The sequence below is a fragment of the Georgenia sp. Marseille-Q6866 genome (assembly GCF_965111665.1).
On sequence record NZ_CBCOOR010000023.1, the window covers coordinates 18,418 to 41,043 of the forward strand.

A 22,626-nucleotide genomic window follows, 5' to 3' on the forward strand; every position below is an offset into this window, starting at 1 on the left:
ACCGACCCTACGCCGCGCCGGACAGGTCGCCCGGCGACAGGCTGACGACGGCGGCGACGAGCAGCACCGCGACGACGACCATGGCGAGGACGACGACGGCCACCGCCCACGCCACCCAGCGCGGGGACCTCACGCGTGCTCCTTGCGGCGGGCCGGGCGGACGGCGAGGACGACGGCGAGCGCGGTGAGCGCGACCTGCAGGCCGAGCAGGACGGGCGTGACCGCGCCGACGAGGACGGCGACGAGCAGCGGGATCGCCCCGAGGAGGACGACGTCGGGGCCGGTGTTGGCGATCGTCGCCATCCCGGGAGGGAAGACGCCCATGGGCGTGACGATGAGCGGGCCGGAGAAGTCGGCCTGGGGCCGGTAGGCGGAGCGGACCGCGCCCCCGGCCCACACGGGCGCGGCGAGCAGGCCGAGCGCGAGCCAGCCCGCGACGTCGCCGTGGCTGCTCCCCAGGACGGCGAAGACGGGCACCGTCCACACGAGCATGGCGAGCACCGGCACCGCCAGCCGCCAGGTCCGCACGGTGCGCTGGGCCACGGGCAGGAGGGCGTCGACGGCGGGCACCGCCTCCGCGTCGCGGGCGCCCTGGGCGGTGGTGAGGGCCGCGACCCACGCCCCGGCGACGACGAGGAGCGCGGTGAGGAGCGCCGGCAGGGACGGCACGAACGGGGCGAGGAGCGCGAGCGCGGCGCCGCAGCCCATCTGGACGAGCCGCCGCGGCGCCCGCAGGAGCAGGCGCGCGTCGGCCACGGCCACGACGACGCCCGGCCCGAGCGTGCGCACGAGCCGCGGCACGGCCCGGAACCGGGCCGAGCCGCGGCGCCGGCCCCGTCGGGGTGTCCAGGGCGCGGCCGAGCGCGCGGGTGTCCATCGTCAGCGAGGCGCCGCGCAGCTCCACCGTGGCGGCGCCGCGCTCGCGCAGCTCGGTGTCGTGGACTCGCGGCAGCGACCGCAGCGCGGCGACGGCGGCGAGCACGGCCAGCCCGGCGGCCGCGGCCGCCGGCCACCACGCGCCGCTCACGGTGAGCGGGCCGGGCGGGGCGAGGGCGAGCACGAGGGCGGCGACGGGGACGAGCGCGAGGAGGAGGTCCCCGGCGGTGCCGGCCGCCCGCCGTCGTCCCGCCGCCTCCAGCGGCACGAGCGCGAGCGCGAGCGCCGCTCCCAGCCCGAGCCCCGCGAGGGCCGCGGCCACGGCGTGCCCGGCGGTGACGGCGGGGTCGAGCGCGAGGACGAGGAGCAGCCCGGTGACGGCGCCGGCGGTCGCCGAGGCGACCGTCGGCGCGACGAGCGACGGCCGCAGGAGGGAGCCGCGCTCCCCCGGCAGCGGCAGCCACCACGCCGTCTGGGCGCCCCCGAGGGACACGGGTCCCGTGCGCGCGAGGAGACCGGTGGCCACCCCGAGGACGGCGACGGCGAGGAGCACGGTGATCCAGGCGGTGTCGAGCTCGGTGGACGGCGGGGCGCCCGCGCGCAGCAGGCCCTGGCTGCGGGCCAGCGCGGCGACCATCGCGACCGTCACGGCCAGGGTGAGGACGACCGTGTAGACGTCGGAGAGCAGCTCGCCGACGCTCGTGCTGCTGCGGGCGCGCAGCACGAAGCGGGTCCAGCGGCGCATGGCGCCGCCGCTCGGGTAGCCCTCGGCGCCCGAGGTGTTCACAGCGCGGCGATCGCCGCGGCGCCGGCGGCGGGGTCCAGGACCTGCACGCCGTCGTCGTGGAGGAGGACGACGCGCGTGGCGGCCCGCTCGACGAGCGCGGGGTCGTGTGAGGCGACGAGGACGGCGCCGCCGTCCTCGCGCTCCTGGACGAGCATCTCCGCGAGCCGGTTGCGCATGCCGGCGTCCAGGCGCTGCTCGGGCTCGTCGAGGACGAGGAGCGAGCGGGGGCGCGCGAAGGCCGCGGCGAGCAGGACGCGGCGGCGCTGCCCGGAGGACAGGGCCGAGGGCAGCGCGTCGGCGCGGTCGGCGAGCCCGAAGTCCTCGACGAGGTCGGTGACGATCTCCCGCGCCTCGGGGACCCGGTGGCCGAGGGCGGTGAGGAGGAGGTGCTCGGTGACGGTGAGCGCCGGGAAGAAGGCGTCGTCGCCGAGGACGCTGGCCACCGCGGCGCGGACCTCGCCGGTGCGTGGGTCGGGCGGGCTGCCGAGCAGGCTCACGCGGCCGCCGAGCGGCTCCTGCAGGCCGAGGACGGTGCGGAGGACGGTCGACTTGCCGGTGCCGTTGGCGCCGATGACGGCGACGCCCTCGCCGGGCCGGACGTCGAGGTCGACGGGCGCACAGACCGGCTCCTCGCCGTAGCCGACGCTCAGGGACCGGGCACGAAGGAGCGGCTCGTCGGGCATGGGGGCGAGCCTAGCGGGGGGCCGGTGCGCCGCCGTCGGCGTCCCGCAGGACCCACCTGCCGCCGGCGTCGAGCCAGACCCGTGCCGGGGGCGCGGCGGCCGTCAGCAGCTGGGACTCCAGGTGGATGGCGAGGAGCGAGAGAGCGCCGTCCTCGGTGCCGCGGGAGGGCCACAGGTCCGCGACGTCCGTCGCCGCGCCGGCGACGACGGCGTCGACGTGGCGGGGGTCGACGGCGACGGTGAGCTCGCCCCCCGGCCAGCGCCCGAACGTGCAGGTGAAGCGGACGTCGCCCCGGTGCGCCGTCACCTCCAGGCCGGCACGCTCGAGCAGGTCCCGCTCCCGGTCGGTGGCGTCCACGGCCCGGCTCACGACCGGTCGAGGAACTGGGCGCGCTCGGGGTCGAGCTGCTCGGTGATCGCCTGGAGCAGGGCCGGGTGGTCCATGAGCAGGCGGTCCTGGTCGACGAGCGCGCGCGCGTCCCAGCGGGCCTTCTCGATGACCGCCGTGTCGGTGAGGACGCGCAGCAGCCGCAGCGAGCTGCCGCGGCCGGACTGGGCCGCGCCGAGGATGTCGCCCTCGCGGCGCTGCTCGAGGTCCACCTGGGCCAGCTCGAAGCCGTCGGTCGTGGCCTCGAAGGCCCGCAGGCGGGTCATCGCCGGGGTGTCCTCCACGGCGGTGGTCCAGGCGATGCACGTGCCGGGGCGGGCACCGCGGCCGATCCGGCCGCGCAGCTGGTGGAGCTGGGAGATGCCGAAGCGCTCGGCGTCCATGATGACCATGACCGAGGCCTCGGGGACGTCGACACCCACCTCGACGACCGTCGTCGTCACGAAGACCGGCACCTGACCCGAGGCGAAGGCGGCCATGGCCGCCTCCTTGTCCTCCGGTGACATCCGGCCGTGCAGCTCGCCCACCGCGACGCCCTCGAGGACGGGGTGCTCGCGCAGGAGCGCGGCGACCTCGTCGACGGCGGCCAGCGGCCGGGCGGGAGCGGCGCCGCTGCCGGCGGGCGCGTCCTCGGCGGGCGGCTCGTCGGTCTCGGTGAGGAGGTCGGTCTCGACGTCGTCGCCCTCGGACGTGATGCGCGGGCACACGACGTACACGCGCCCGCCGTCGTCGACCTCCTCCCGGGCCAGCTGCCAGGTGCGCTCGGTCCACCGCTCGTTCTTGGCCGGGGCGAGGAAGGTGCGGATGGGCGAGCGGCCGGCGGGGATCTCCCGCAGCGTGGAGGTCTCGAGGTCACCGAAGACGGTCATCGCCACGGTCCGCGGGATGGGGGTGGCCGTCATGACGAGCAGGTGCGGGGCGGTGGCGGCCTTGGCGCGCAGGGCGTCGCGCTGCTCGACGCCGAAGCGGTGCTGCTCGTCGACGACGACGAGCCCGAGCTCGGCGAACTGCACGTCCTCCGAGAGGAGCGCGTGGGTGCCGATGACGATGCCTGCCTCCCCGGAGGCGGCGGCGAGGAGCGCCTTCTTGCGGGCGGCGGCCGGCATGGAGCCGGTGAGCAGGGTGACCCGGGTGCCGTTCTCCGCGCCGCCGAGCATCCCGGCCTCGGCGAGCGGGCCGAGCAGCGCGGTGATGGAGCGGGCGTGCTGGGCGGCGAGCACCTCGGTGGGGGCGAGCAGCGCGGCCTGCCCCCCGGCGTCGACGACCTGCAGCATGGCGAGGAGCGCGACGACGGTCTTGCCCGAGCCCACCTCGCCCTGGAGCAGGCGCTGCATCGGCCAGGGCCGGGCGAGCTCGGCGGACAGCTCGGCGACGACCTCCTGCTGGCCGTGGGTGAGGGTGAAGGGCAGCCGCGCCTCGAAGGCCTCGCGGATGCCGCCCTCGCGCGCGGGGCGGGCGGTGGCGGCGGTGGCCTCGGCCTCGGCGCGCCGCACCGCGAGCGCCGTCTGGAGGACGAAGGCCTCCTCGTAGCGCAGCCGCTCACGGCCGCGGCGCCAGTCCTCCTCGGACGTGGGGGCGTGGACGAGGCGCAGCGCCTCGAGGAGGGTGGGCATCTTCTCGCGCTGGAGGACGCGGAAGGGGACGGGGTCGGGGACGTCGGCCTCGTGGAGCGGTTCGAGGACGGTCTGGACCGCGCCCCGGATCCGCCACGTGGGCAGCGACGCGCTCGCCGGGTAGAAGGGGATGGGCCGCGACTGCTCCAGCGCCGCCAGCTCGGTCTCCTCCTCGTCGTCGACGAAGCGGAAGTCAGGGTTCTTGAGCATCCGCCGGCCGCCGAACTCCTCGACGCTGCCGGTGAACAGCCCCACCCGGCCCCCGCGCAGCTGGTTCTCGCGCGTGGTGAGCATGCCGCGTCCGCCGAAGAAGCGCAGGAGCAGCTCGCGCCGCCCGTCGCTCACCGTGACGTCGAGCATCGCGGTCCGCGGGTTGCGGGTGGAGCGCAGCGAGGTGCGCACGACCATGGCGTTGACCGTGACGTGGTCCCCCACCGGCAGGTCGGTGAAGTCGGTGAGCCGGCCCGGCTCCCCGTAGCGGCGCGGGTAGTGGCGCAGCAGGTCCCAGGCCGTCTCGATGCCGAGCTTGGCCAGCGCCTTGGCGGTGCGGTCCCCGACGAGCCGGGCCAGCGGGGTGGTCAGGGCGGTCACTGGGCCCCCAGGAGCAGCTCGGGAACGGGCACGCCGGCGTCGAGGACGAGGACCTCGGCCTCCGGCGCACGGGCGAGGCGGCGGTGCGCAGCCGGTCGGCGACGCCGGTGGCGCCGGTGCCGACGACGGCGGTGAGGAGCTCGTCCCCCGGCTGCACGAGCCGGGCGACCGTCTCCTCGAGCCCGGCGACGGCGCAGCTGGCCGTGCGGACCCTGCCGGCGACGTCGTCGGCCGCGGCGAGCCGCTCGGTGGCGGGCGCGCCGGGGTGCTGCTCGGCGACGACGGCGAGGACGGCGGGCTCGGAGCGGGTGGCGGCCACCGAGACACGCTGCGGGAGGAAGGGCCCGTCGGTGAGGACCCGGTCGGCCAGCGCCGCCGACTCCTCGTCGCAGGGCAGGAGGAGGACCTCGCGTGCGCCGGCGTCGACGATGCCGCGCTCGAGCCCGGCGGGGTCGGGGTGGAGGACGACGACGGCGCCGGTGGCGGCGAGCGGGGCGACGAGCCCGGGCAGCCGCGTGCAGGCGACGACACCGGCGGGCGGGGCGGTGAGCGAGCGGACGCACACCTGCTCGGCGCCGTCGGCCAGGACGGCGGTGGGCTCGGCGGTGTGGACGTGGACCTGCCACAGGCCGCGCTCCCCCGCTCCCTCGCTGCCGCCGACGACGGCGACCGACTCGCCCGCGGCGTCGAGGCGGGTGCGCAGGGCGGCGGCCTCCGGCGCCGTCGCGTGGAGGACGTACATGACCTCGAGGTCCCCCTGCCCGCCGTCCTCGGCACCGACGACGCCCGCGCCGAGGGCGCACGCCGCCTGGTGAGCCGCCGGCCGGGGCGCGGGCAGGCTCGCCAGCGCCTCCCGGGCGCGGGCCGTGGCGGGGGCGCCGCCGTCGACCACGGCCGCGAGCGCCTCGAGGAGGATGGTGTAGCCCGCCGCGCCGGCGTCGACGACACCGCGCTCGGCGAGGACCGGGAGCTGGCTGCGGGTGTCGCCGAGCGCGCGGGCGGCGCCCTGCGCGGCGGCGGTGACGACGCCGGCCAGGCTCCGGTCGGCGGCCTCCTCCGCGGCCCGGGCGGCGGCCGCGGCGACGGTGAGGACGGTGCCCTCGACGGGGCGGGCCACCGCCTGGCGGGCGTCGTGGGCGGCGGCGGTGAGCGCCGCGGCGGTGGCCGGGCCGTCGAGCGAGTCCCTGCCGTCGACCGAACGGGCCAGGCCGCGCATCGCCTGGCTGAGGATGACCCCGGAGTTGCCCCGGGCCCCGACGAGCGCGCCCCGGGCCGCGGCGGCGGTGAGCGCGGTGAGGTCCGCCTCCGGGCCGAGGCGGCCGGCGGCGCGGGCAGCCCCGGCGAGGGTGAGGACGAGGTTGGTGCCGGTGTCCCCGTCCGGGACGGGGAAGACGTTGAGGACGTCGACCTGCCGGCGGACGGCGAGGAGCGACCTCAGCCCCTGCTCGAACCAGCGGCGCACGTCCGCGGGCCCGAGCACGGTGAGCGTGTCCGCCACGTCCGTCCTCCCGGGTATCGTCGATCGCGTTCAGGTTAGTGCCCGCCCCTGACACCGTGACGCACCTCGCCCGAGCCCGTTTGGGCGCGCCCCACGCCGTCGGGTATCCTGCTCAGGTTGCCCGTACGGGCGGTCGGCCGGCCTGCGCCGTCGACCACGACAGACCCCCACGATCGAGCAGATCGTGTTGCCAGCAAGAGATTCAGGAGAAGACCGTGGCTGCCACCTGCGACGTCTGCGGCAAGCACCCCAGCTTCGGCAAGAGCGTCTCGCACTCCCACGTGCGGACGAGCCGTCGGTGGAACCCGAACATCCAGCGCGTGCGCACGAACGTGAACGGCACCGCGAAGCGGATGAACGTCTGCACCTCGTGCCTCAAGGCCGGCAAGGTGCAGCGCGCCACCAGCGCCTGATCTGCCCCACCCGGCCTGCCGGGTGACCAGAGCCTGACCGAGAGGGCCGCCCGACCACCGGGCGGCCCTCTCGGCGTGCCCGGGTAGTGTGTCGCGGTGCCCGAGCTCACGACCGACCGCCTCCTCCTGCGCCCCTGGACCGACGACGACGTCGACTTCGCCCTGGACCTCCACTCCCGCTGGGAGGTCCAGCGCTTCCTCGGCTCCGAGCCGCGGGTGACCACCGACCGCGCCGAGGCGCTCGAGCGCGTCGCACGCTACCGCAGCCTGGACGACCATCCCGTCCACGGCATCTGGCTCGTCACCGACCGTGACGGCGGCCGGCGGCACGGCACGCTGCTCCTCAAGGACATCCCCCTGTCCGGCCCGACACTGCCGCTGGCACCCTCCGGGGACACCGAGATCGGCTGGCACCTCCACCCGGACTCGTGGGGGCACGGCTACGCGAGCGAGGCGGCGGCCGCCGTGCTGGCCCACGCCCTGGCCTGCGGGCTCCCGCGCGTGGTGGCGGTGACGTACCCGGAGAACGAGGCCTCCCAGCGGGTGGCGCTGCGCATCGGTATGGAGCACCGCGGCACGACGGAGCGGTACTACAACGTGCGGAGCGAGCTCTTCGTCGCGGAGGCGTAGCTGGGGTCAGCGGGAGCCGGGCTGCTCTAGCCGGGAGCGGGGCTTGAGCCGCACCTGCGGCAGCTCGGGGGCCGGCAGCGGCGCGCCGTCGTACCCGGTGACCCGGCCGAAGCGGGCGATGCCGTCGGGGTCGCCCGCGACCGCCGCCTGCCACTGCGCGCGGGCGGTGACGACCTCCTCGTGCGTGCGACCGACGAAGTTCCACCACATGAGCACCTCCTCCTCGAAGGGGGTGCCGCCCATGAGGACCGCGCGCACCGGGGTGTCACCGGCCTCGATGCGGATCTCCTCCCGGCCGGGCGCGAGGTACGCCAGCCAGGTTTCGGCCACGGGGGTGCCGGCCACGGTCAGCTCCCCGGAGTCCAGCAGCACCCCGTGCTCGAAGGCCGGGTCCACCGGCAGCCGGACGGTCGCGCCCGCAGGGATGTCGAGCTGCGCGGCGACGAGCGGGGAGTAGGCCCGCGCGGGTGACGTCACCCCGCCGAGCGAGCCCATGAAGACCCTCGCCAGGGCGCCGTCGACCGCAAAGGACGGGACGTCCCGCACGTGGTCGAAGGCACGCTCTCCGGCGCGAGCCGTGCCGGGCAGGGCGGTCCAGAGCTGGACGCCGTGGAGGCGGCCCTGGTCGGGGAAACGGGCGAGGGTCCCCTCCTCGGAGTGACAGATCCCGTCGCCGGCCGTCATGAGGTTGAGCTGGCCCGGCTCGATCGTCTGCACCGAGCCGAGCGCGTCCTGGTGGAGCACCTGCCCCTCGAAGAGCCACGTCACCGTCTGCAGCCCGGTGTGCGGGTGCGGTGGCACGTCCATCCCGCCGGAGACGGCGATGTCGTCCGGGCCGTAGTGGTCGGCGAAGCAGAACGCCCCGATCAGCGAGCGCTCGCGTGACGGGAGGGTGCGGCGCACCGTCATCGCCCGCGGCCCGCCGAGCGGGACGTCGCGCGGCTCGATGAGCTCGACGGCGGCCGGCTCCGGGCCGGCGACGCACACCTGCTCCTGCGGCCGGGGCTCGAGGTTCGTCATGCCTCCAGCGTAGGCAGGCAAACCCCGGGAGGGACCCCTACCGGCGGAAGTGGTCCCAGCCGACGGCGGCAGCGTGCGCGGCGTCCTGCGGCGCCGTGACGACTCCCGGTCCACCGGCGCGGACCGTGCCGAGGCGCCGGAAGCCCGCGGGCAGCTGCACCTCCGCGGGGAAGGTGGCGAGCAGGCCGTGGTCCTCACCGCCCGTGAGCAGCCACGCCTCCGGCGCGGTGCCGAGCCGCGCCCCGAGCGGGGCGAGGGCGGCGAGGTCACCCGCGAGGGACTCGGCGAGCGGGTCGAGGACGATCTCGACGCCCGACGCGCGCGCCATCCGCCCGGCGTCGCGCAGCAGCCCGTCGCTCACGTCCATCATCGCGCTCGCCCCCGCGTCGGCGGCGGCCGGCCCGACGGCGTAGGGCGGCGCGGGCCGCAGGAAGGCGCCGACGGCGGCGGCTGCTGCGTCGTCGTCGCCCTCGGTGGCGGTGGTGAGGTGGCCGGACCCGGCGGCTGCCGCGCCGTCGTCGTCCTCCGTGCCAGCGGTGAGGTGGCCGGACCCGACGGCTGCGGCGCCGTAATCCTCGGTGCCGGCGGTGAGGACGGCGAGGCCGGCCGCCGCCCGCCCGATGGCGCCGGCGTGGGCGAGCACGTCGCCGGGCCGGGCGCCGGAGCGCAGGACGGGGTCGCGGCCCTCGAGGTCGCCGTGGACGGTGACGGCGACGACGAGCCGCTCCCCCGCGCTGAGGTCGCCGCCGTCGACGCCGACGCCGAGCGGCCCGCACACGTCGGCGAGGCCGCGGGCGAGGTCCTCGACCCAGCCGACCGGCGTGGTCGGCGGCAGGACGAGGCCGACGACGGTGCTCGTCGGGACGGCGCCCATGGCGGCGATGTCGGCGATGTTCTGCGCGGCGGCCCGGGCCCCGACGTCGCGGGCGGTGCCCCAGCCGCGGCGGAAGTGGTGGTCCTCGACGAGGACGTCGGTCGACACGACGAAGCGCCCGTCCGGGGCGGCCACGACGGCGGCGTCGTCACCGGTGGGGACGAGCGTGGCGCGTCCGCGCGGGAGCAGCGGGGTGAAGCGGGCGAGGAGCTCGCCCTCGCTCAGCGCACTGACGGGGAGCGCGGACGTGTCGGTCACCCGGCCACGCTACCCGGGGCGCCGGCGCGCCCGGGCGGCGGGTTACCGTGAGGGACGTGAGACGACGGCGGATGGTGGCGGTGGCGGCAGCGGTGCTGGCGGTGGGGGCGTGCTCCTCACCGGTGACGGTGCCCGCCGGCCCCGACGCCGCGGACCCGGTCTGCGGGGAGGTGCTCCAGGCGCTGCCCGGTGAGCTCGCCGGTGGTGAGGAGCGCTCGATCGGCAGCCAGTCCATCGCCGGCTGGGGCGAGCCGGCGATCACCCTGCGCTGCGGCGTCGAGGTCCCCGGCCCGAGCACCGAGCGCTGCATCACCGTGGAGTCGGGCGAGACCTCCGTCGACTGGCTCGCCCTCGAGGCCGACGACGACATGGTGCCCGACCACGCCCGGCGCGAGAACGGCTCGTGGACCTTCATCACCTACGGGCGCGTGCCCGCGGTGGAGGTCGTCGTGCCGACCGAGCGCGGCGGCGACCAGCCCACGGCGGTCCTGGTCGACCTGGCGTCGGCCGTGGAGCGGACGACGCCCGAGCGCAGCTGCATCGGCATAGACGACCTCTAACCCCACCCCACCCTTACTTTCCGCATATGCGGAAATACTGCAGGCGTCCACGCACTCCGGCGGTGATTTTCGCGCATATGCGCGAGGTGTGGGGTGGGTCAGCGGAGGCCCACCGGGCGGTTGAGGGCCAGCTGGATGAGCTCGTCGACGAGCTCCGCGTAGGGCAGGCCGCTGCGCTCCCACATGAGCGGGTACATCGAGTACGGCGTGAAGCCGGGCATCGTGTTGACCTCGTTGACGGTCACCCGGCCCGAGCCGGTGACGAAGAAGTCCACCCGGGCCAGGCCCTCGCAGCCGAGCGCCTCGAAGGCCCGCGCCGCGACGACCCGCACCTCGTCGATGACGTGCTGGGGCAGCTCGGCGGGGCAGCTGAGCTGGACGTGGGCGGCGTCGAGGTACTTCGCCTCGAAGTCGTAGAAGGCGTGGCCGTCGACGACGATCTCCCCCGGGAGCGCGGTGCGCGGGGCGTCGTCCCCGCGGCCCTGGAGGACGGCGCACTCGATCTCCCGGCCCTCGAGCGCCGCCTCGACGACGACCTTGGGGTCGTGGCGCTGTGCCTCGGCGATGGCGTCGGCGAGCTCGGCGCGGCGGTCGACCTTCGTGATGCCGAGGGACGAGCCGGCGCGCGCGGGCTTGACGAAGACCGGGTAGCCGAGGCTGTCGACGGACTCCATCGCGGCGTCGGCGTCGGTGCGCCACTGCCGCGGCGTGATGACCGTGTAGGGCCCCACCGGCAGCCCGTGACCCGCGAGGACGACCTTCATGTAGTGCTTGTCCATGCCGGCCGCGGACGCGAGCACCCCGGAGCCGACGTAGGGCAGCTGGGCCATCTCGAGCAGCCCCTGGAGCGTGCCGTCCTCACCGAAGGGCCCGTGGAGCACGGGGAAGACGACGTCGACCTCGCCGAGGCTGCGGGGCAGCTGGCCGGCCTCGGTGACGGTGAGCTCGCGGCGCACGTCCGCCATGGGCAGGACGACGTCGCCCTCGGCCTCCGCGACCTGCGGCAGGTCCCCGCCGGCGATGGACAGGGCGTCCGGGTCGTCCGGGGCGAGCACCCACTGGCCCGACGGCGTGATGCCGATGGGCAGGACGTCGTAGCGCTCACGGTCCAGGGCGCGCAGCACCCCGGCGGCCGTGGCGCAGCTGATCGCGTGCTCGCCGCTGCGCCCGCCGAAGACGAGGGCCACCCGGGTGCGGCGCGGCGCCCGGTGGCAGCGCCGGGGGCGGCGGCAGGAGGGGGCGCGGGCTGGGTCGAGTCGCTCATCGCCTGTGAGACTACCGGCGGTCGCTGACAGCGCCCCGGCAACCCGCCGCCCGCGTGGGCAGCCTCACCGCGGCTGCCCCGGCCCCGCCCCTGCGCGCCGCCCATCCGCTCTCCCCTGCTCCCTCCCGCACCGTGCGCCCGGTGGTCCACCGTGCGGGCGGTCGACCGGGCGCATGGTGGCACCAGGGGCAGCCGAGTGTGGGAGGGGTGGGCGTCGCACCAGGGGCAGCAGGGTGCGGGAGGGGCGGTGGGCGTCGCGCCCACGGGGCGACGGCCGCGGTCGTGGGACGGGTGACGGGGCAGCTCGCGCGCAGGTTTACCCTGACGCCGTGAACGACCGAGACCTCAGCCCCGCCACCTACGCCGTCGTCGCCGGGCGCCCCGAGCGCACCGAGGGGGCGCCGGTCAACCCGCCGGTGGTCCTCTCCTCCACCTACGTCGGCCGCGGCGCCGCCGTGCCGGGAGCCCCCGTCTACACCCGCCTGGGCACCGAGACCTGGGAGCCGCTCGAGGAGGCGCTGGCCGGCCTCGAGCGCGCCGCCGAGCCGGGCCTCGTCTTCGCCTCGGGCATGGCTGCGGTCAGCGCCGCGCTCGACCTCACCCGCCCCGGCACACGGCTGGTCGTCCCGCGCCACGCCTACCACGCCTCCCTCGTCGCGGCCCGGCACCTCGTCGAGCGCAGCAGCGTCGAGCTCGTCGAGGTCGACATCGCCGACACCGCCGCCGTCGTCGCCGCGATCGAGGGCGGCACGACCTCCCTCGTGTGGGTCGAGACGCCCACCAACCCGATGCTCGAGATCGCCGACATCGCCGCGATCAGCACCGCCGCCCACGCGGCCGGCGCCGTCGTCGTCGTCGACAACACCTTCGCCACCCCGCTGGCGCAGCGTCCCCTCGAGCTCGGTGCCGACGTCGTCGTCCACTCGGTGAGCAAGTACCTCTCCGGCCACTCCGACCTCATCCTCGGTGCCGTCCTCACGAGCTCGCGCGAGCTCTACGACGCCGTGCGCCTGCGCCGCGACATCGGCGGCGGCATCGCGGGACCGTGGGAGACGTGGCTCGCGCTGCGCGGCCTGCGCACCCTCGCGCTGCGCGTCGAGCGCTCCCAGGCCAACGCCGCCGAGCTGGCGCGCCGCCTCGAGGGCCACGAGCACGTCGTCGCCGTCTCCCACCCCTCCCTGGCCAGCCACCCGCAGCACGAGCGCGCCACCGCGCAGATGGACGGCTACGGCTCGATCATCACGCTGCGCCCCGCCGGTGGGCAGGCCGGCGCGGACGCCCTCGCCTCCGCGGTGCGCCTGTGGGTCCCGGCCACGAGCCTGGGCGGCGTCGAGTCGAGCCTCGAGCGGCGCCGGCGCTTCGCCTCCGAGGCCCCCACCGTGCCCGACGACCTCCTGCGCCTGTCCGTGGGCGTCGAGGACGTCGAGGACCTCTGGGCCGACCTGCAGCACGGGCTGGCCGCGGCGGCCGCCGTCTAGCATCGGGGCATGACCGCCTCGCGCACCACCCGGACCGTCGCCGCCGCCTCCCTCGCCGCCCTCGCGCTCGCCGCGTGCGCGAACGACGACGGCGAGCCCTCGCCGTCGTCGTCGACGAACCCGCCGCCCGTGGTCACCGAGCCGACGACCGGCGCCTCCCCCACCGAGGACCCGTCGGCGAGCCCGGAGCCGGGCACCGACGCGCCGACCGACACCCCCGCCCCGGAGGAGCCGACCGACGCGCCCACCTTCGGCCCCGCGGGCACCGCGCAGAGCGCCGAGCCGAGCGGTGACCTCCTCCTCCCGGTCGGCCTGCGCGTGGGCGACCACGAGGGCTTCGACCGGGTCGTCGTCGAGCTCACCGGTGCGGGCGTGCCCGGCTGGCAGGTCGAGTACGTCGACGAGGCGATCGAGGACGGCCGGGGCGAGCGCGTGGACGTCGACGGCGAGGCGATCCTCTCCGTCTACGTCTCCGGCACCCGCTACCCCGACGAGGGCGAGGAGCACTACGTCCCCGGCGAGCCGCTCGAGGGCCCGGACATCGTCGAAGAGGTCCACTACCTGGGGACCTTCGAGGGGCTGACCCAGCTCTTCATCGGTGTCGACGACGGGCCCGCGGACTACCGGGTCTTCACGCTCGCTGACCCGGCCCGCCTCGTCATCGACATCGCCGACCCGCAGGACTGAGCGCTAGACGCCCTCGGCCTTGCGGGGCCGGGAGAGCAGCGCCTCGGTCATCGCGAGGACCGGCAGGCCCTCGTGGAGGACGGCGGCGACGGCCTGGCTGATCGGCAGGTCGACGCCGTGCGCGGCGGCGAGCTCGAGGACGGCGCGGCAGGACTTCACGCCCTCGGCGGTCCCGCCGGTGGCGGCCACGGCCTCCTCCAGCGACATCCCCTCCCCCACGTGCCGGCCGAGGGTGTTGTTGCGCGACAGCCGTGAGGCGCAGGTCGCGACGAGGTCCCCCAGGCCCGCGAGGCCGGCGAAGGTCTCGGCCTGCGCGCCGAGCGCGAGGCCCAGGCGGGTGGTCTCGGCCAGCCCGCGGGTGATGATCGTCGCCGTCGTGTTGTCCCCGAAGCCGGCGCCCTGGGCCATGCCGACGGCGAGCGCGATGACGTTCTTCACCGCGCCACCGAGCTCGACGCCGACGACGTCGGTGTTCGTGTAGGGCCGGAAGTACGGGGTGGCGCAGGCGTGCGCGACCCGCGCGGCGGTGGCCTCGTCGCTCGCGGCGACGACGGTGGCCGTGGGCTGGTGGGTGGCGATCTCGCGGGCGAGGTTGGGCCCGGAGACGACGGCGACCCGCCCCTCCTCCAGGCCGAGCGCCTCGCGCAGCACCTCGCTCATCCGCTCGTGGGTGCCGAGCTCGACGCCCTTCATGAGGGAGACGACGACGGCGTCCGGCTCGAGCGCGTCCGCGGAGCCGGACAGCACCGCACGCACGGCCTGGGACGGGACGGCCACCGCGACAAGGGCGGCGCCGGCGAGCGCGGCCCGCAGGTCCGTCGTCGCCGTGACGCCGCCCGGCAGGGTGACGCCGGGCAGGTACCGCTCGTTGCGGTGCTCCTCGGAGATCTCGCGGCACGCCTCGGGCGAGCGGCCCCACATGGTGACCTCGTTGCCGGCGTCGGCGAGGACGGCGGCGAAGGTCGTGCCCCAGCTGCCAGTGCCGAGGACCGCTGCGCGCGGGGCCGGGGCGGTGGTCGTGCTGGTCATGCATCCCTCTCGGTGCGGGTGGTGCGGCGGGCGCGAGTGGCGCGGCGGGCGCGCTTGCGCTCGGCGCGGGCCGCGAGGTCGGCGGCGTGCGGGTCGCCGTCGCGGCGGGTGTCGTAGGGGCGGGCCGGGGGCTCCTCGCCCCGCAGGCCGGCGAGGATCTCGGTGATCGCGGCCATGACGCGCTCGGTCGCCTCGCGCAGCGCCTGCGGGTCGTCCTCGCGGCCGTACAGGTCCTCCAGCGGCACGGGCGGGCCGGCCTCGACCCGCACGGTGCGGCGCGGGACCACGTGGAGCGTCCGCCCGTAGCGGGCCAGGACGTCCTGCGGCCCCCACTGCGCGACCGGCACCACCGGCACCCGCGCCGAGAGCGCGAGACGGGCGACGCCGTGCTTCGCCGTCATCGGCCACAGGTCGGGGTCACGGGTGAAGGTGCCCTCGGGGAAGATCCCCACGCACAGCCCCTGGGCGAGCGCCTCCCGTGCCGGCTCGAGGGCCGCGACGGCCGAGGCGCTGTCGCGCTCGACGGCGATCTGCCCCGCCTTGCCGATCACCCAGCCCACGACCGGGACCCGGAAGAGGGTGTGCTTGGCGAGGAAGCGGGGGGCGGCGCCGTGGTTGTACAGGTAGTGCGCGAAGACGAGCGGGTCGACGTTGGTGAGGTGGTTCCCGGCCGCGATGAAGCCGCCCTCGGCGGGCAGGTGCTCGGTGCCGCGCCAGTCGCGGCGCATCGTCACCCGCAGCAGCGGGCGCAGCAGCCCGGCGATGACGCGGTACATCGGAGGGACGGGTCTGGTCACCCGGGGATCGTATCGTCGCGCCCTACGCGCTCCCGACGGCGGGAGCCGCCACCACCCCCTCCGCCGGGGCGGGCGCCGTCGTCGGGACGGGGCGGCGGGCGGCACGTCGCCGCCGCACGAGGCGGACGACGCCGAACGCCACCCGCGCCAGGACGAGGACGACGACGGCGGCCGGCACCCACGGCACCGCGACGGCGGTGACGGTGGCCGTCTCGCGGACGGCGTCGGGGCCGGTGCTCAGCCGCGCGAGGACGGAGACGTCGGCGCTGAGCAGGCCCCACGCGGGCACGCCGGGCAGGGCGAGGGAGTCCGCGACCCCGGTGAGCGCCGAGGCGCGCAGCCGGTCCCCGGGCATGAGCTCGGGCAGCGGGACGGTCGCGGGCTCCTCGGCGAGCGGGCCGAAGGGGCTGCTGATCGTGACGGCCGACTGGGGCATGAGCCGGGCGTTGCCCTCGTTCGCCACGGTGAAGTCCACCCGGGTGTCGCCGGACCAGAAGTTCCACCACGGGGCGTCCCGGGTGAGGGTGAGGTCGGAGACGGTGACGGCGGGCGCGAGCTCACCGGGCACCCGGAGGTACACGCGGCTGGCGACGCGGGCCTCGACGAGCACCCGCTCGCCCGCGCTCGTCGTCTCCTCGCGCGGCATCGACACGACGACGCCGGCGACGTAGTCGCCCGGCTGCTCGTTCTCGGGGACGGTGACGGTGAAGGGGACGGCGCTCTCCCCGCCGGGCTCGAGGGTGACGCGGGCCGTCGCCGGCGTGATCCAGGCACCGGCGAAGCGCGGGGTGTCCTCGGCGAGGAGCAGGCCGAGGTCGCCGGAGGGTGTGGTGACGGCGTCGGTCGCCCACACGTCCACGGTGATCTCCTCCGCGCCGCGGTTGCGGACGAGGACGGTGTCCTCGTGCGTCTGCCCGGGGTCGAGGGTGAGCTCGAAGGCCTGGCGCGGGCCGTCGTCGTCGGGGGCGGGCAGCACCTCCCAGGCGGCGGGTGGCGGGGCCTCCTGCGCGGCGGCGGGGGTGGCGAGCAGGGCGGCGGCGAGGATCGCGGCCGCGGTGGCAAGACGTCTCATCGGGTCCTCCTTGGGGTCGGTCCGGGGCGCCGGTGCGGGAGGGCGGGCCCTCCCGCACCGGCGGACCCGCTAGAAGACGGTGACGGTCACCCGGGCGACGTAGTCACCGGGCACCGTCGAGGTGGGGGCGTGCAGGAGCAGCTCCCCGCCGACCGTCGTCGTGCCGCGACCGCCGCCGGGGGCGGCCGAGGCGAGGGTCGTGCCCTCGGTGAAGCCCTCGCCGGGGGCGACGGGCTCCCCGGCGGTGACCTCCTGGGTGGGCGCGGCGGACAGCACGCGGGGGGTGACCCCGAGGTACCGGCCCTCGAGCACCGCGGGCCCGGCCCGGAAGTCGGTCACCTCGGCGGTGAGCGACCAGCCCGGGTCGGCCGGGCGGGTGTCGGCCACCGTGATGGTGGGCAGGTCACCCGACGCCGCGAGGTGGCTGAGCCCGGTCTCGAGCCCGGCCGTCCCGAGGCTCACCCGGTCGGCACCGACCGCCACGGCGAGGCCGCCGGTCTCCGGGATGGAGACCTCGACGTCGAAGCCGTCCGTCGTCTGCCCGGTCACCGGCTGGGTGGCGCCGCGGACCTGGGACATGAGCCAGTCGTGGGTGACCGGGTTGTTGTAGGCCGGTACCCAGGAGAAGTGGCCGCTGAGCGGGATGCTCGGGCCGTCCGCGTCCGGCGGGGTGCCGGTCGTGCCCGCCTCGAAGATGGTGACGAGGTGGTGGGCACCGATGTCCTGCGCGGCGCGACGCTGCTCGGTCTGCAGCGCGACGGCCTCGGCGAGTGGGAGGTTGCCGGCCCACCGCCGCTGGACGACGTCGACCCCGAGCTCCTCGAGGGCGGTGACGCTGTCGTAGACACCCTGCACCGGGACGGTGCGGTCGTCCTCGGAGTGGAACTGCCAGATCGGGAAGTCCACCAGCTCCGCCAGGCCGGGGTTCGCCCCGGGACCGTAGGCGACGGTGACGGCGCCGGCGAAGACGTCGGAGTCGTCGATGAGGAGGTTCCACGTGCCGATCGACCCCAGCGACAGGCCGGTGATGTAGACCCGGTCGGGGTCGATGGGGAGCGTCTCCTTGGCGTGCTCGACCATCGCGAAGAGGCCCGCGCGGCCCTCCTCGTCCTGCCACGACAGGTCGGGGTGACGCTGCGGCGCCATGACGAAGGCGGGGTGCTCTGCCTGCGCCTCCGGCTCGGCCCAGGAGGTGACGAGGCGGTTGGCGAGGAGCTGGGCGGCGTTGTCGGTGCCCGACTCCCCCGACCCGTGGAGCGCGAGGACGAGCGGGTAGAGCCGCCCGTCGCCCTCGCCGTCGCGCACCGCCTCCGGCTCGAAGAACCGGTAGGCGAAGTCCGAGCCCTCCCCCGTCCACTGCTCGACGGAGAAGTCGTCGACGACGGAGCGGACGACCTCGGTGTTGACCACCGTCGTCGAGCGGGCCGGGACGGTCTCGTCGTCGCCGACGAGGTCCTCGGTCTGGCGCACCGAGTAGGCGCCGTCGAGCGGGTACTGGTTGTTGATGCCCGTGTAGAACAGGACGCCGGCGTTCGCGTCGTAGCGGGACAGCTCGAGGATCACCCACCCCCCGCTCGTGCCGGCCCGGTCCGCGGAGCGCTCCGGCGCGTCGCTGAGGTACGCGTGGGTGACGGTCCGCTCGCCGGTGCTCGTGTTGCCGGGGGTGGAGCCGCTGAGCCGGGCGGTGACGGTGAACGCCTCGGGGTCCAGGGGCACGTCGCCGAAGTCGAGCTCCTCGGAGTACTGGACCGCGAGCGCCGTCACCTTGGCGCCCTCGTCGAGGGTCTCGACGAGGACGACGGCGTCGGTGATCTGGGCGTCGGCCGGTGCGGCGAGCGCCGGGGCGGCGCCCAGGGCGCCGAGCGCGAGGGCCGCGACGGCGGTAAGACCGACCGCCCGCCCCCGTCTGATGGGAATTGCCATGACTGCACATCCTCACTTCATCGTGGTGATGACGTCCTGCGACTGGATGCGGCTATTCACGCGCACACAGAACGCGATCACATCCGGATTCTCAAATGCCGGTGGACGACGTCGTCCAGCACGATCACGGCCCCCGACGAGCGAGAGGTTAGCGGCCTTTCCCGGGCCTGACAATGCCGTGTTCACCGGGCGTGCACACTTCTGCCGCGCCCGATGAATGACATTGCTGCAAGACCGCGCCCTTTTGATTGTCCGAAACCGTCGAAAAGGTCTCCGCTAAACCACGGGGCACCCTTTTGTCATCCCGCGTCCGACGCATTTTCTCGTGCCGGCAGGATGATTTCTCACAGCGGCATAGGGGTGCCCGGGGCCGCTCGGGAGAAGAACGGGCTCAGATCCAGCCGTGCCGACGCGCGACCTGGACGGCCTCGTGGCGGTTGGCGGCGCCCAGCTTCATCGCGGCCGCGGAGAGGTAGTTGCGGACCGTCCCGGGGCTGAGGTGGGCACGCTGGGCGATCTCCTCCACGGGCGTGCCGTCGGCGGCGAGCTCGAGGACGTCGGCCTCGCGCGGGGTGAGCGGGGAGTCGCCCGCGCTGATCGCCTCCGCGGCGAGCTCGGGGTCGACGTAGCGCCCGCCCGCCTGGACCTGGCGAACGACGTCGGCGAGCACCCGCCCCGAGACCGTCTTGGGCAGGAACGCCGAGACGCCGGCCTCCAGGGCCCGCTTGAGGTAGCCGGGCCGGCCGTGGCTCGTGACGATGACCGAGCGGCAGCCGGGGACCTCCGCGGCGAGCTGCTGGGCGACGGCGATCCCGTCGAGCCCCGGCATCTGGAGGTCGAGGACGGCGACGTCGGGGCGGTGGTGCCGCCCCGCGGCCACGGCCTCGGGGCCGGACGCGGCCTGCGCGACGACCTCGATGTCCTCCTCCAGCCCGAGGAGGCCGGCGAGGGCGTCGCGGATGAGGTTCTCGTCGTCGGCCAGGAGGATGCGGATCATGGTGCTCCCATCGTGCCACCGGCGTCGTCGCGGCTGAGCGGGACGCGCGCCCGCAGGGTGAAGGTGCCCCCGGAGGCCTCGGTCGTCACCGTGCCGCCGAGGCCGGCGAGGCGCTCGGAGAGGCCGACGAGACCCGAGCCGGTGGACGGCGGGCCGCTCACGCCGTCGTTGACGATGGTCAGCTGCGCGAGGCGCTCCCCGGCCGCCTCGACGACGGCGACGTCGATGGTGCACGTGTCGGCCGAGGAGTGCCGCACGACGTTCGTCGCCCCCTCGCGCACCACCCACGCGAGCGCGGACTGGACCCGCGGCGGCAGCGTGGTGTCCTCGCCGATGATCCGGGTGCGCACGCCGGCCGAGCGGAGCACCGAGCGCGCGCCGGCGAGCTCGGTGGCGAGGTCGGCCCGCCGGTAGCCGGCGACGACGGCGCGCACCTCCCGCAACGAGTCGCCTGCCAGCTCGCGGACCTCGAGCATCTGCTCGGCGGCCCGCTCCCCCTGGCCGCGGCGGCTCAGCTCGGCGCCGAGCTCGCTCTTGAGCGCGATGGCCGACAGTGCCCGGCCCAGGACGTCGTGGAGGTCGCGTGAGAAGCGCAACCGCTCCTCGGCGACGGCGAGGCGGGCGTGGAGCTGGCGCGTGCGCTCCTGCTCCCACACGACCCCGAGCATCCACACCGAGATCCGGAAGCTCGGGGTGATCGCGACCATGACGATACCGAAGAGGAGCGCGGTGGAGGGGACGAGCGCCCAGTCGAGCGCCGGCCGGTTGGCGAGCGCGGCAACCACGCTGACGACGAGCGACAACGGGACGAGCACCGGGGAGGTGACCACCGGCGTCACCGCGAACAGGCACGTGGCGAGCGCGAGGAGCAGCCCCGCTCCCCTGCCGTCCCAGCCGATGGTCGCGGCGGGCGGCAAGCCGACCATCGCGGCGGCCCCGGCGGCGGCGGTGAGGGCGAGGAGGAGGGCCACCGGCCCCCGCGGCAGCGGCGTGCTGTCGCGGAAGGCGGTGACCCCCTGGCGGATGACGATGATCGCCACGCCGGTCTCGACGACGACGAGACCGGCGTAGGCGGTGAACGCGGCGCCCCGGTCCGGGTCGAGCTCGCTGGTCCCGATGACCGAGGCCGCAAGGAGCGGGACCATCCCGAGGAGGAGGTAGAGCGTCCATCGGGTGTACGTCTCGAAGCGTTCCGGACCGGTGCGGCGGCGCCACGAGTCGACTAGTCGCATGGGCGCATCCTCTCAGCAGCCGCGGGGCGGGACGGTCGACGGGTCCGTCAGCGGCGCGGCTCCCAGCGCATCCAGCGCCGGGTGGCCAGGGCGCCGAGGACGATCCACAGGGCCAGGGCAGCGAGGGGCTGGGCGACGTCCGCGAACGCCCCGGAGGCGACCGTCCCGTCGAGGGCGACGGCGCCGAGACCGTGCTGGACGAGGGCGACGACCGGGAACATCGGCGTCCACTGGGCAACCGTCGCAAGGGCGTCGGGCATGATGTGCACCGGGATCGCGAGCCCGGACAGCGCGGTGGCGACCATGAGGATCGGCAGCGTCGTCAGCTGCGCCGTCTCCACCGTGCGGGTGAGCCCGGCGGAGGCCGCCGCGAGGAGGACGAAGAGGACGATCCCGCCGATGACGGCGGCCGCGACCCACAGCGGGTTCTGCAGCGTCGGCACCTCCAGCCACACGGCCATCGCGACGACGCCGAGCACGAGCTGGGCGAGCAGGACGAGGACCGCGGGAGCGGCGGTGGCCGCGATGATCTCGCCGCGGGAGACGTCACCGGTGAGCAGCCGCTTGAGGACGAGCTCCTCGCGGCGGGCGACGATCGTCGTCGTGAGGTTGTAGTAGACGACGATGACCAGAGCGAGCGCCACGAGCATGGTGAGGAGCATGCCGGCGACACCCGCGCCCCCGCTGTCGGGAGTCATCCCGAGGGTGGCGAAGAAGAGCACCGTGAGCGGGGCGAGGGCGACGGCGTTGAACAGGGTGGTGCGGTTGCGCACGAGGAGGAGCATCTCGGCGCGGACGAGGGACAGGACGCGGGCCGCGCGCCCGGCGCGGGGGGCCGAGGCGGTGGCGGGCTGCAGGGCGGTGGTGGTCATGGTCGTGGTTCCTTCGGGTGAGGTCTGACGGGAGCGGCTCAGGCGGTGGCGAGCTCGGGGACCGACGGCGCCGCGGCGTCGTCGTCCTCCCCGGCCACCGCGAGGAAGGCCCGCTCGAGGGAGGCGTGGCTCGCCTCGAGGTTGGTGAGGGCCTCCCCGGCCGCGTTGGCGCGCTCGAGGAGCGCGGTGAGCGTGGCCTGGAGGTCGCGCGACTCGATCTCGACGAGACCGGTGCGGGTGCGCCCGGCGGTGAGGAGCGCGGGCAGGGCGTGCAGCGCACGCGGGTCGGCGAGCTCACCGGCCGTCGTGCGGTAGCGGATGCGTGCCGGCTCACCGGCGACGATCTCGGCGACCGTGCCCTCACGGACCACCCGGCCCGCGTGCATGATCGCGAGTCGGTCGGCGAGCTCCTCCGCCTCCTCGAGGTAGTGGGTGGTGAGGATGACGGTCGTGCCCGCCTCGAGGAGCCGGCGCACGAGCTCCCACGCGTCGCGGCGCGACTGCGGGTCCAGGCCGGTGGTCGGCTCGTCGAGGAAGAGGATCTCGGGGCGGCCCATGATGGCCAGGGCGAGGTCGAGGCGGCGCCGCTCACCGCCGGACAGGGACTTCACCTGGACCGTGGCCCGGTGGCGCAGTCCGACGAGCTCGAGGGCCTGCGCCACGGGCATGGGCGCACCGAGGGTGCCGTGCCACATGCGGGCGGTCTCGGCGGTGGTGAGGTCGGCGGGGAAGCCGGCCTCCTGGAGCATGATCCCGGTGCGCGGGCGCACGAGGTGCCGCTCGCGGTAGGGGTCGCGGCCCAGGACGCGGACGGTGCCGGCGCTGGCGGGCGCGATGCCCTCGACGACCTCGAGGAGTGAGGTCTTGCCGGCGCCGTTGGTGCCGAGGAGCGCGAAGAGCTCCCCGCGGCGGACCGTGAGGTCCACGCCCCGGACCGCCGTGAAGGCGGCCTTCCCGGAGCCGTAGCGGCGCTGGATGCCGGTGACGGTGATGACGGAGCTGGTGTCGGTGGTGGTCATGTCTCCACCCTCCACCCGGGTTCGCGCGCGCAGCAGTGCGCGGCGTCATCGCCTCGGGTGGAACG

General features: G+C 75.8%; 21 protein-coding genes and 2 pseudogenes. 5 read left to right on the plus strand and 18 right to left on the minus strand.

The features are described from left to right. Positions 1–7 precede the first annotated feature (7 nt). The 7 genes and pseudogenes from ACWPXV_RS15335 to ACWPXV_RS15365 form a co-directional block, all read right to left on the minus strand. Entirely contained in the window at positions 8–133 is a 126-nt protein-coding gene (locus ACWPXV_RS15335) for a hypothetical protein (RefSeq protein ID WP_454086057.1), read from the minus strand. Further along, on the minus strand, positions 130–708 hold the full coding sequence (locus tag ACWPXV_RS15340) for a DUF6297 family protein (protein WP_454086056.1): 579 nt from the start codon (positions 706–708) through the stop codon (positions 130–132). The genes ACWPXV_RS15335 and ACWPXV_RS15340 overlap by 4 nt, the downstream gene beginning before the upstream one ends. A 76-nt stretch (positions 709–784) precedes the next feature. Next, positions 785–1,621 (minus strand): annotated as a pseudogene (locus ACWPXV_RS15345) (DUF6297 family protein); the annotation flags it as partial. A 38-nt stretch (positions 1,622–1,659) separates the two neighbouring features. Continuing rightward, entirely contained in the window at positions 1,660–2,346 is a 687-nt protein-coding gene (locus tag ACWPXV_RS15350; RefSeq protein WP_454086030.1) for an ABC transporter ATP-binding protein, read from the minus strand. 10 nt (positions 2,347–2,356) lie between these two features. After that, positions 2,357–2,704 (minus strand): hypothetical protein, encoded by a 348-nt coding sequence (locus tag ACWPXV_RS15355; protein WP_454086031.1) that lies wholly within the window; start codon positions 2,702–2,704, stop codon positions 2,357–2,359. 8 nt (positions 2,705–2,712) lie between these two features. Next, positions 2,713–4,938, minus strand: a complete 2,226-nt coding sequence (locus tag ACWPXV_RS15360) for an ATP-dependent DNA helicase RecG (protein WP_454086032.1) — start codon at positions 4,936–4,938, stop codon at positions 2,713–2,715. A 583-nt stretch (positions 4,939–5,521) separates the two neighbouring features. Beyond that, positions 5,522–6,436: pseudogene (locus ACWPXV_RS15365) on the minus strand (DAK2 domain-containing protein); the annotation flags it as partial. 215 nt (positions 6,437–6,651) lie between these two features. Between ACWPXV_RS15365 and rpmB the strand changes: the two are divergent. Together rpmB and ACWPXV_RS15375 are read left to right on the plus strand one after the other, a co-directional pair. Then, positions 6,652–6,849 carry a 50S ribosomal protein L28 gene (gene rpmB, locus ACWPXV_RS15370; protein WP_110853808.1) on the plus strand — a complete coding sequence of 66 codons (198 nt, stop codon included), beginning with the start codon at positions 6,652–6,654 and terminating at the stop codon, positions 6,847–6,849. Positions 6,850–6,945: 96 nt separating this feature from the next. Then, a complete protein-coding gene (locus ACWPXV_RS15375; RefSeq protein WP_454086033.1) occupies positions 6,946–7,479 on the plus strand; it encodes a GNAT family N-acetyltransferase in 534 nt (177 codons plus the stop codon). A 6-nt stretch (positions 7,480–7,485) separates the two neighbouring features. On the opposite strand, the gene ACWPXV_RS15380 is transcribed toward ACWPXV_RS15375, so the two are convergent. After that, positions 7,486–8,499: a pirin family protein gene (locus tag ACWPXV_RS15380; protein WP_454086034.1), complete on the minus strand. Its 1,014-nt coding sequence runs from the start codon at positions 8,497–8,499 to the stop codon at positions 7,486–7,488. Positions 8,500–8,536: 37 nt separating this feature from the next. Continuing rightward, positions 8,537–9,631, minus strand: a complete 1,095-nt coding sequence (locus ACWPXV_RS15385) for a thiamine-phosphate kinase (protein ID WP_454086035.1) — start codon at positions 9,629–9,631, stop codon at positions 8,537–8,539. 56 nt (positions 9,632–9,687) lie between these two features. On the opposite strand from ACWPXV_RS15385, the gene ACWPXV_RS15390 reads away from it, so the two are divergent. Next, positions 9,688–10,191: a DUF3515 family protein gene (locus ACWPXV_RS15390; RefSeq protein ID WP_454086036.1), complete on the plus strand. Its 504-nt coding sequence runs from the start codon at positions 9,688–9,690 to the stop codon at positions 10,189–10,191. 98 nt (positions 10,192–10,289) lie between these two features. On the opposite strand, the gene ACWPXV_RS15395 is transcribed toward ACWPXV_RS15390, so the two are convergent. After that, entirely contained in the window at positions 10,290–11,378 is a 1,089-nt protein-coding gene (locus tag ACWPXV_RS15395) for a D-alanine--D-alanine ligase family protein (RefSeq protein WP_454086037.1), read from the minus strand. A 406-nt stretch (positions 11,379–11,784) separates the two neighbouring features. Here ACWPXV_RS15395 and ACWPXV_RS15400 point away from each other — a divergent pair, with 406 nt between their 5' ends. Then, on the plus strand, positions 11,785–12,933 hold the full coding sequence (locus ACWPXV_RS15400; RefSeq protein WP_454086038.1) for a trans-sulfuration enzyme family protein: 1,149 nt from the start codon (positions 11,785–11,787) through the stop codon (positions 12,931–12,933). Between the two features lie 9 nt (positions 12,934–12,942). After that, complete coding sequence (locus ACWPXV_RS15405; RefSeq protein WP_454086039.1) at positions 12,943–13,620, plus strand: AMIN-like domain-containing (lipo)protein; 678 nt, start codon at positions 12,943–12,945, stop codon at positions 13,618–13,620. A gap of 3 nt (positions 13,621–13,623) precedes the next feature. Here ACWPXV_RS15405 and ACWPXV_RS15410 read toward each other — a convergent pair whose 3' ends face one another. From ACWPXV_RS15410 to ACWPXV_RS15445, 8 genes are all read right to left on the minus strand, one after another. After that, entirely contained in the window at positions 13,624–14,649 is a 1,026-nt protein-coding gene (locus ACWPXV_RS15410; RefSeq protein ID WP_454086040.1) for an NAD(P)H-dependent glycerol-3-phosphate dehydrogenase, read from the minus strand. Next, the gene (locus ACWPXV_RS15415) at positions 14,646–15,446 is read right to left on the minus strand and encodes a lysophospholipid acyltransferase family protein (RefSeq protein ID WP_454086041.1); all 801 of its coding nucleotides are present in this window, start codon (positions 15,444–15,446) and stop codon (positions 14,646–14,648) included. The genes ACWPXV_RS15410 and ACWPXV_RS15415 overlap by 4 nt, the downstream gene beginning before the upstream one ends. Before the next feature lie 22 nt (positions 15,447–15,468). Next, positions 15,469–16,518 carry a WxL protein peptidoglycan domain-containing protein gene (locus tag ACWPXV_RS15420; RefSeq protein WP_454086042.1) on the minus strand — a complete coding sequence of 350 codons (1,050 nt, stop codon included), beginning with the start codon at positions 16,516–16,518 and terminating at the stop codon, positions 15,469–15,471. A gap of 69 nt (positions 16,519–16,587) precedes the next feature. Further along, complete coding sequence (locus ACWPXV_RS15425) at positions 16,588–18,441, minus strand: hypothetical protein (RefSeq protein ID WP_454086043.1); 1,854 nt, start codon at positions 18,439–18,441, stop codon at positions 16,588–16,590. 391 nt (positions 18,442–18,832) lie between these two features. Then, positions 18,833–19,438, minus strand: a complete 606-nt coding sequence (locus ACWPXV_RS15430) for a response regulator transcription factor (RefSeq protein WP_110853818.1) — start codon at positions 19,436–19,438, stop codon at positions 18,833–18,835. Beyond that, complete coding sequence (locus ACWPXV_RS15435; RefSeq protein WP_454086044.1) at positions 19,435–20,670, minus strand: sensor histidine kinase; 1,236 nt, start codon at positions 20,668–20,670, stop codon at positions 19,435–19,437. Before ACWPXV_RS15435 ends, ACWPXV_RS15430 begins: the two co-directional genes overlap by 4 nt. A 47-nt stretch (positions 20,671–20,717) precedes the next feature. Then, on the minus strand, positions 20,718–21,542 hold the full coding sequence (locus ACWPXV_RS15440; RefSeq protein WP_454086045.1) for an ABC transporter permease: 825 nt from the start codon (positions 21,540–21,542) through the stop codon (positions 20,718–20,720). A gap of 38 nt (positions 21,543–21,580) precedes the next feature. Further along, positions 21,581–22,561, minus strand: a complete 981-nt coding sequence (locus ACWPXV_RS15445) for an ABC transporter ATP-binding protein (protein ID WP_454086046.1) — start codon at positions 22,559–22,561, stop codon at positions 21,581–21,583. Between the last annotated feature and the right edge of the window lie 65 nt (positions 22,562–22,626).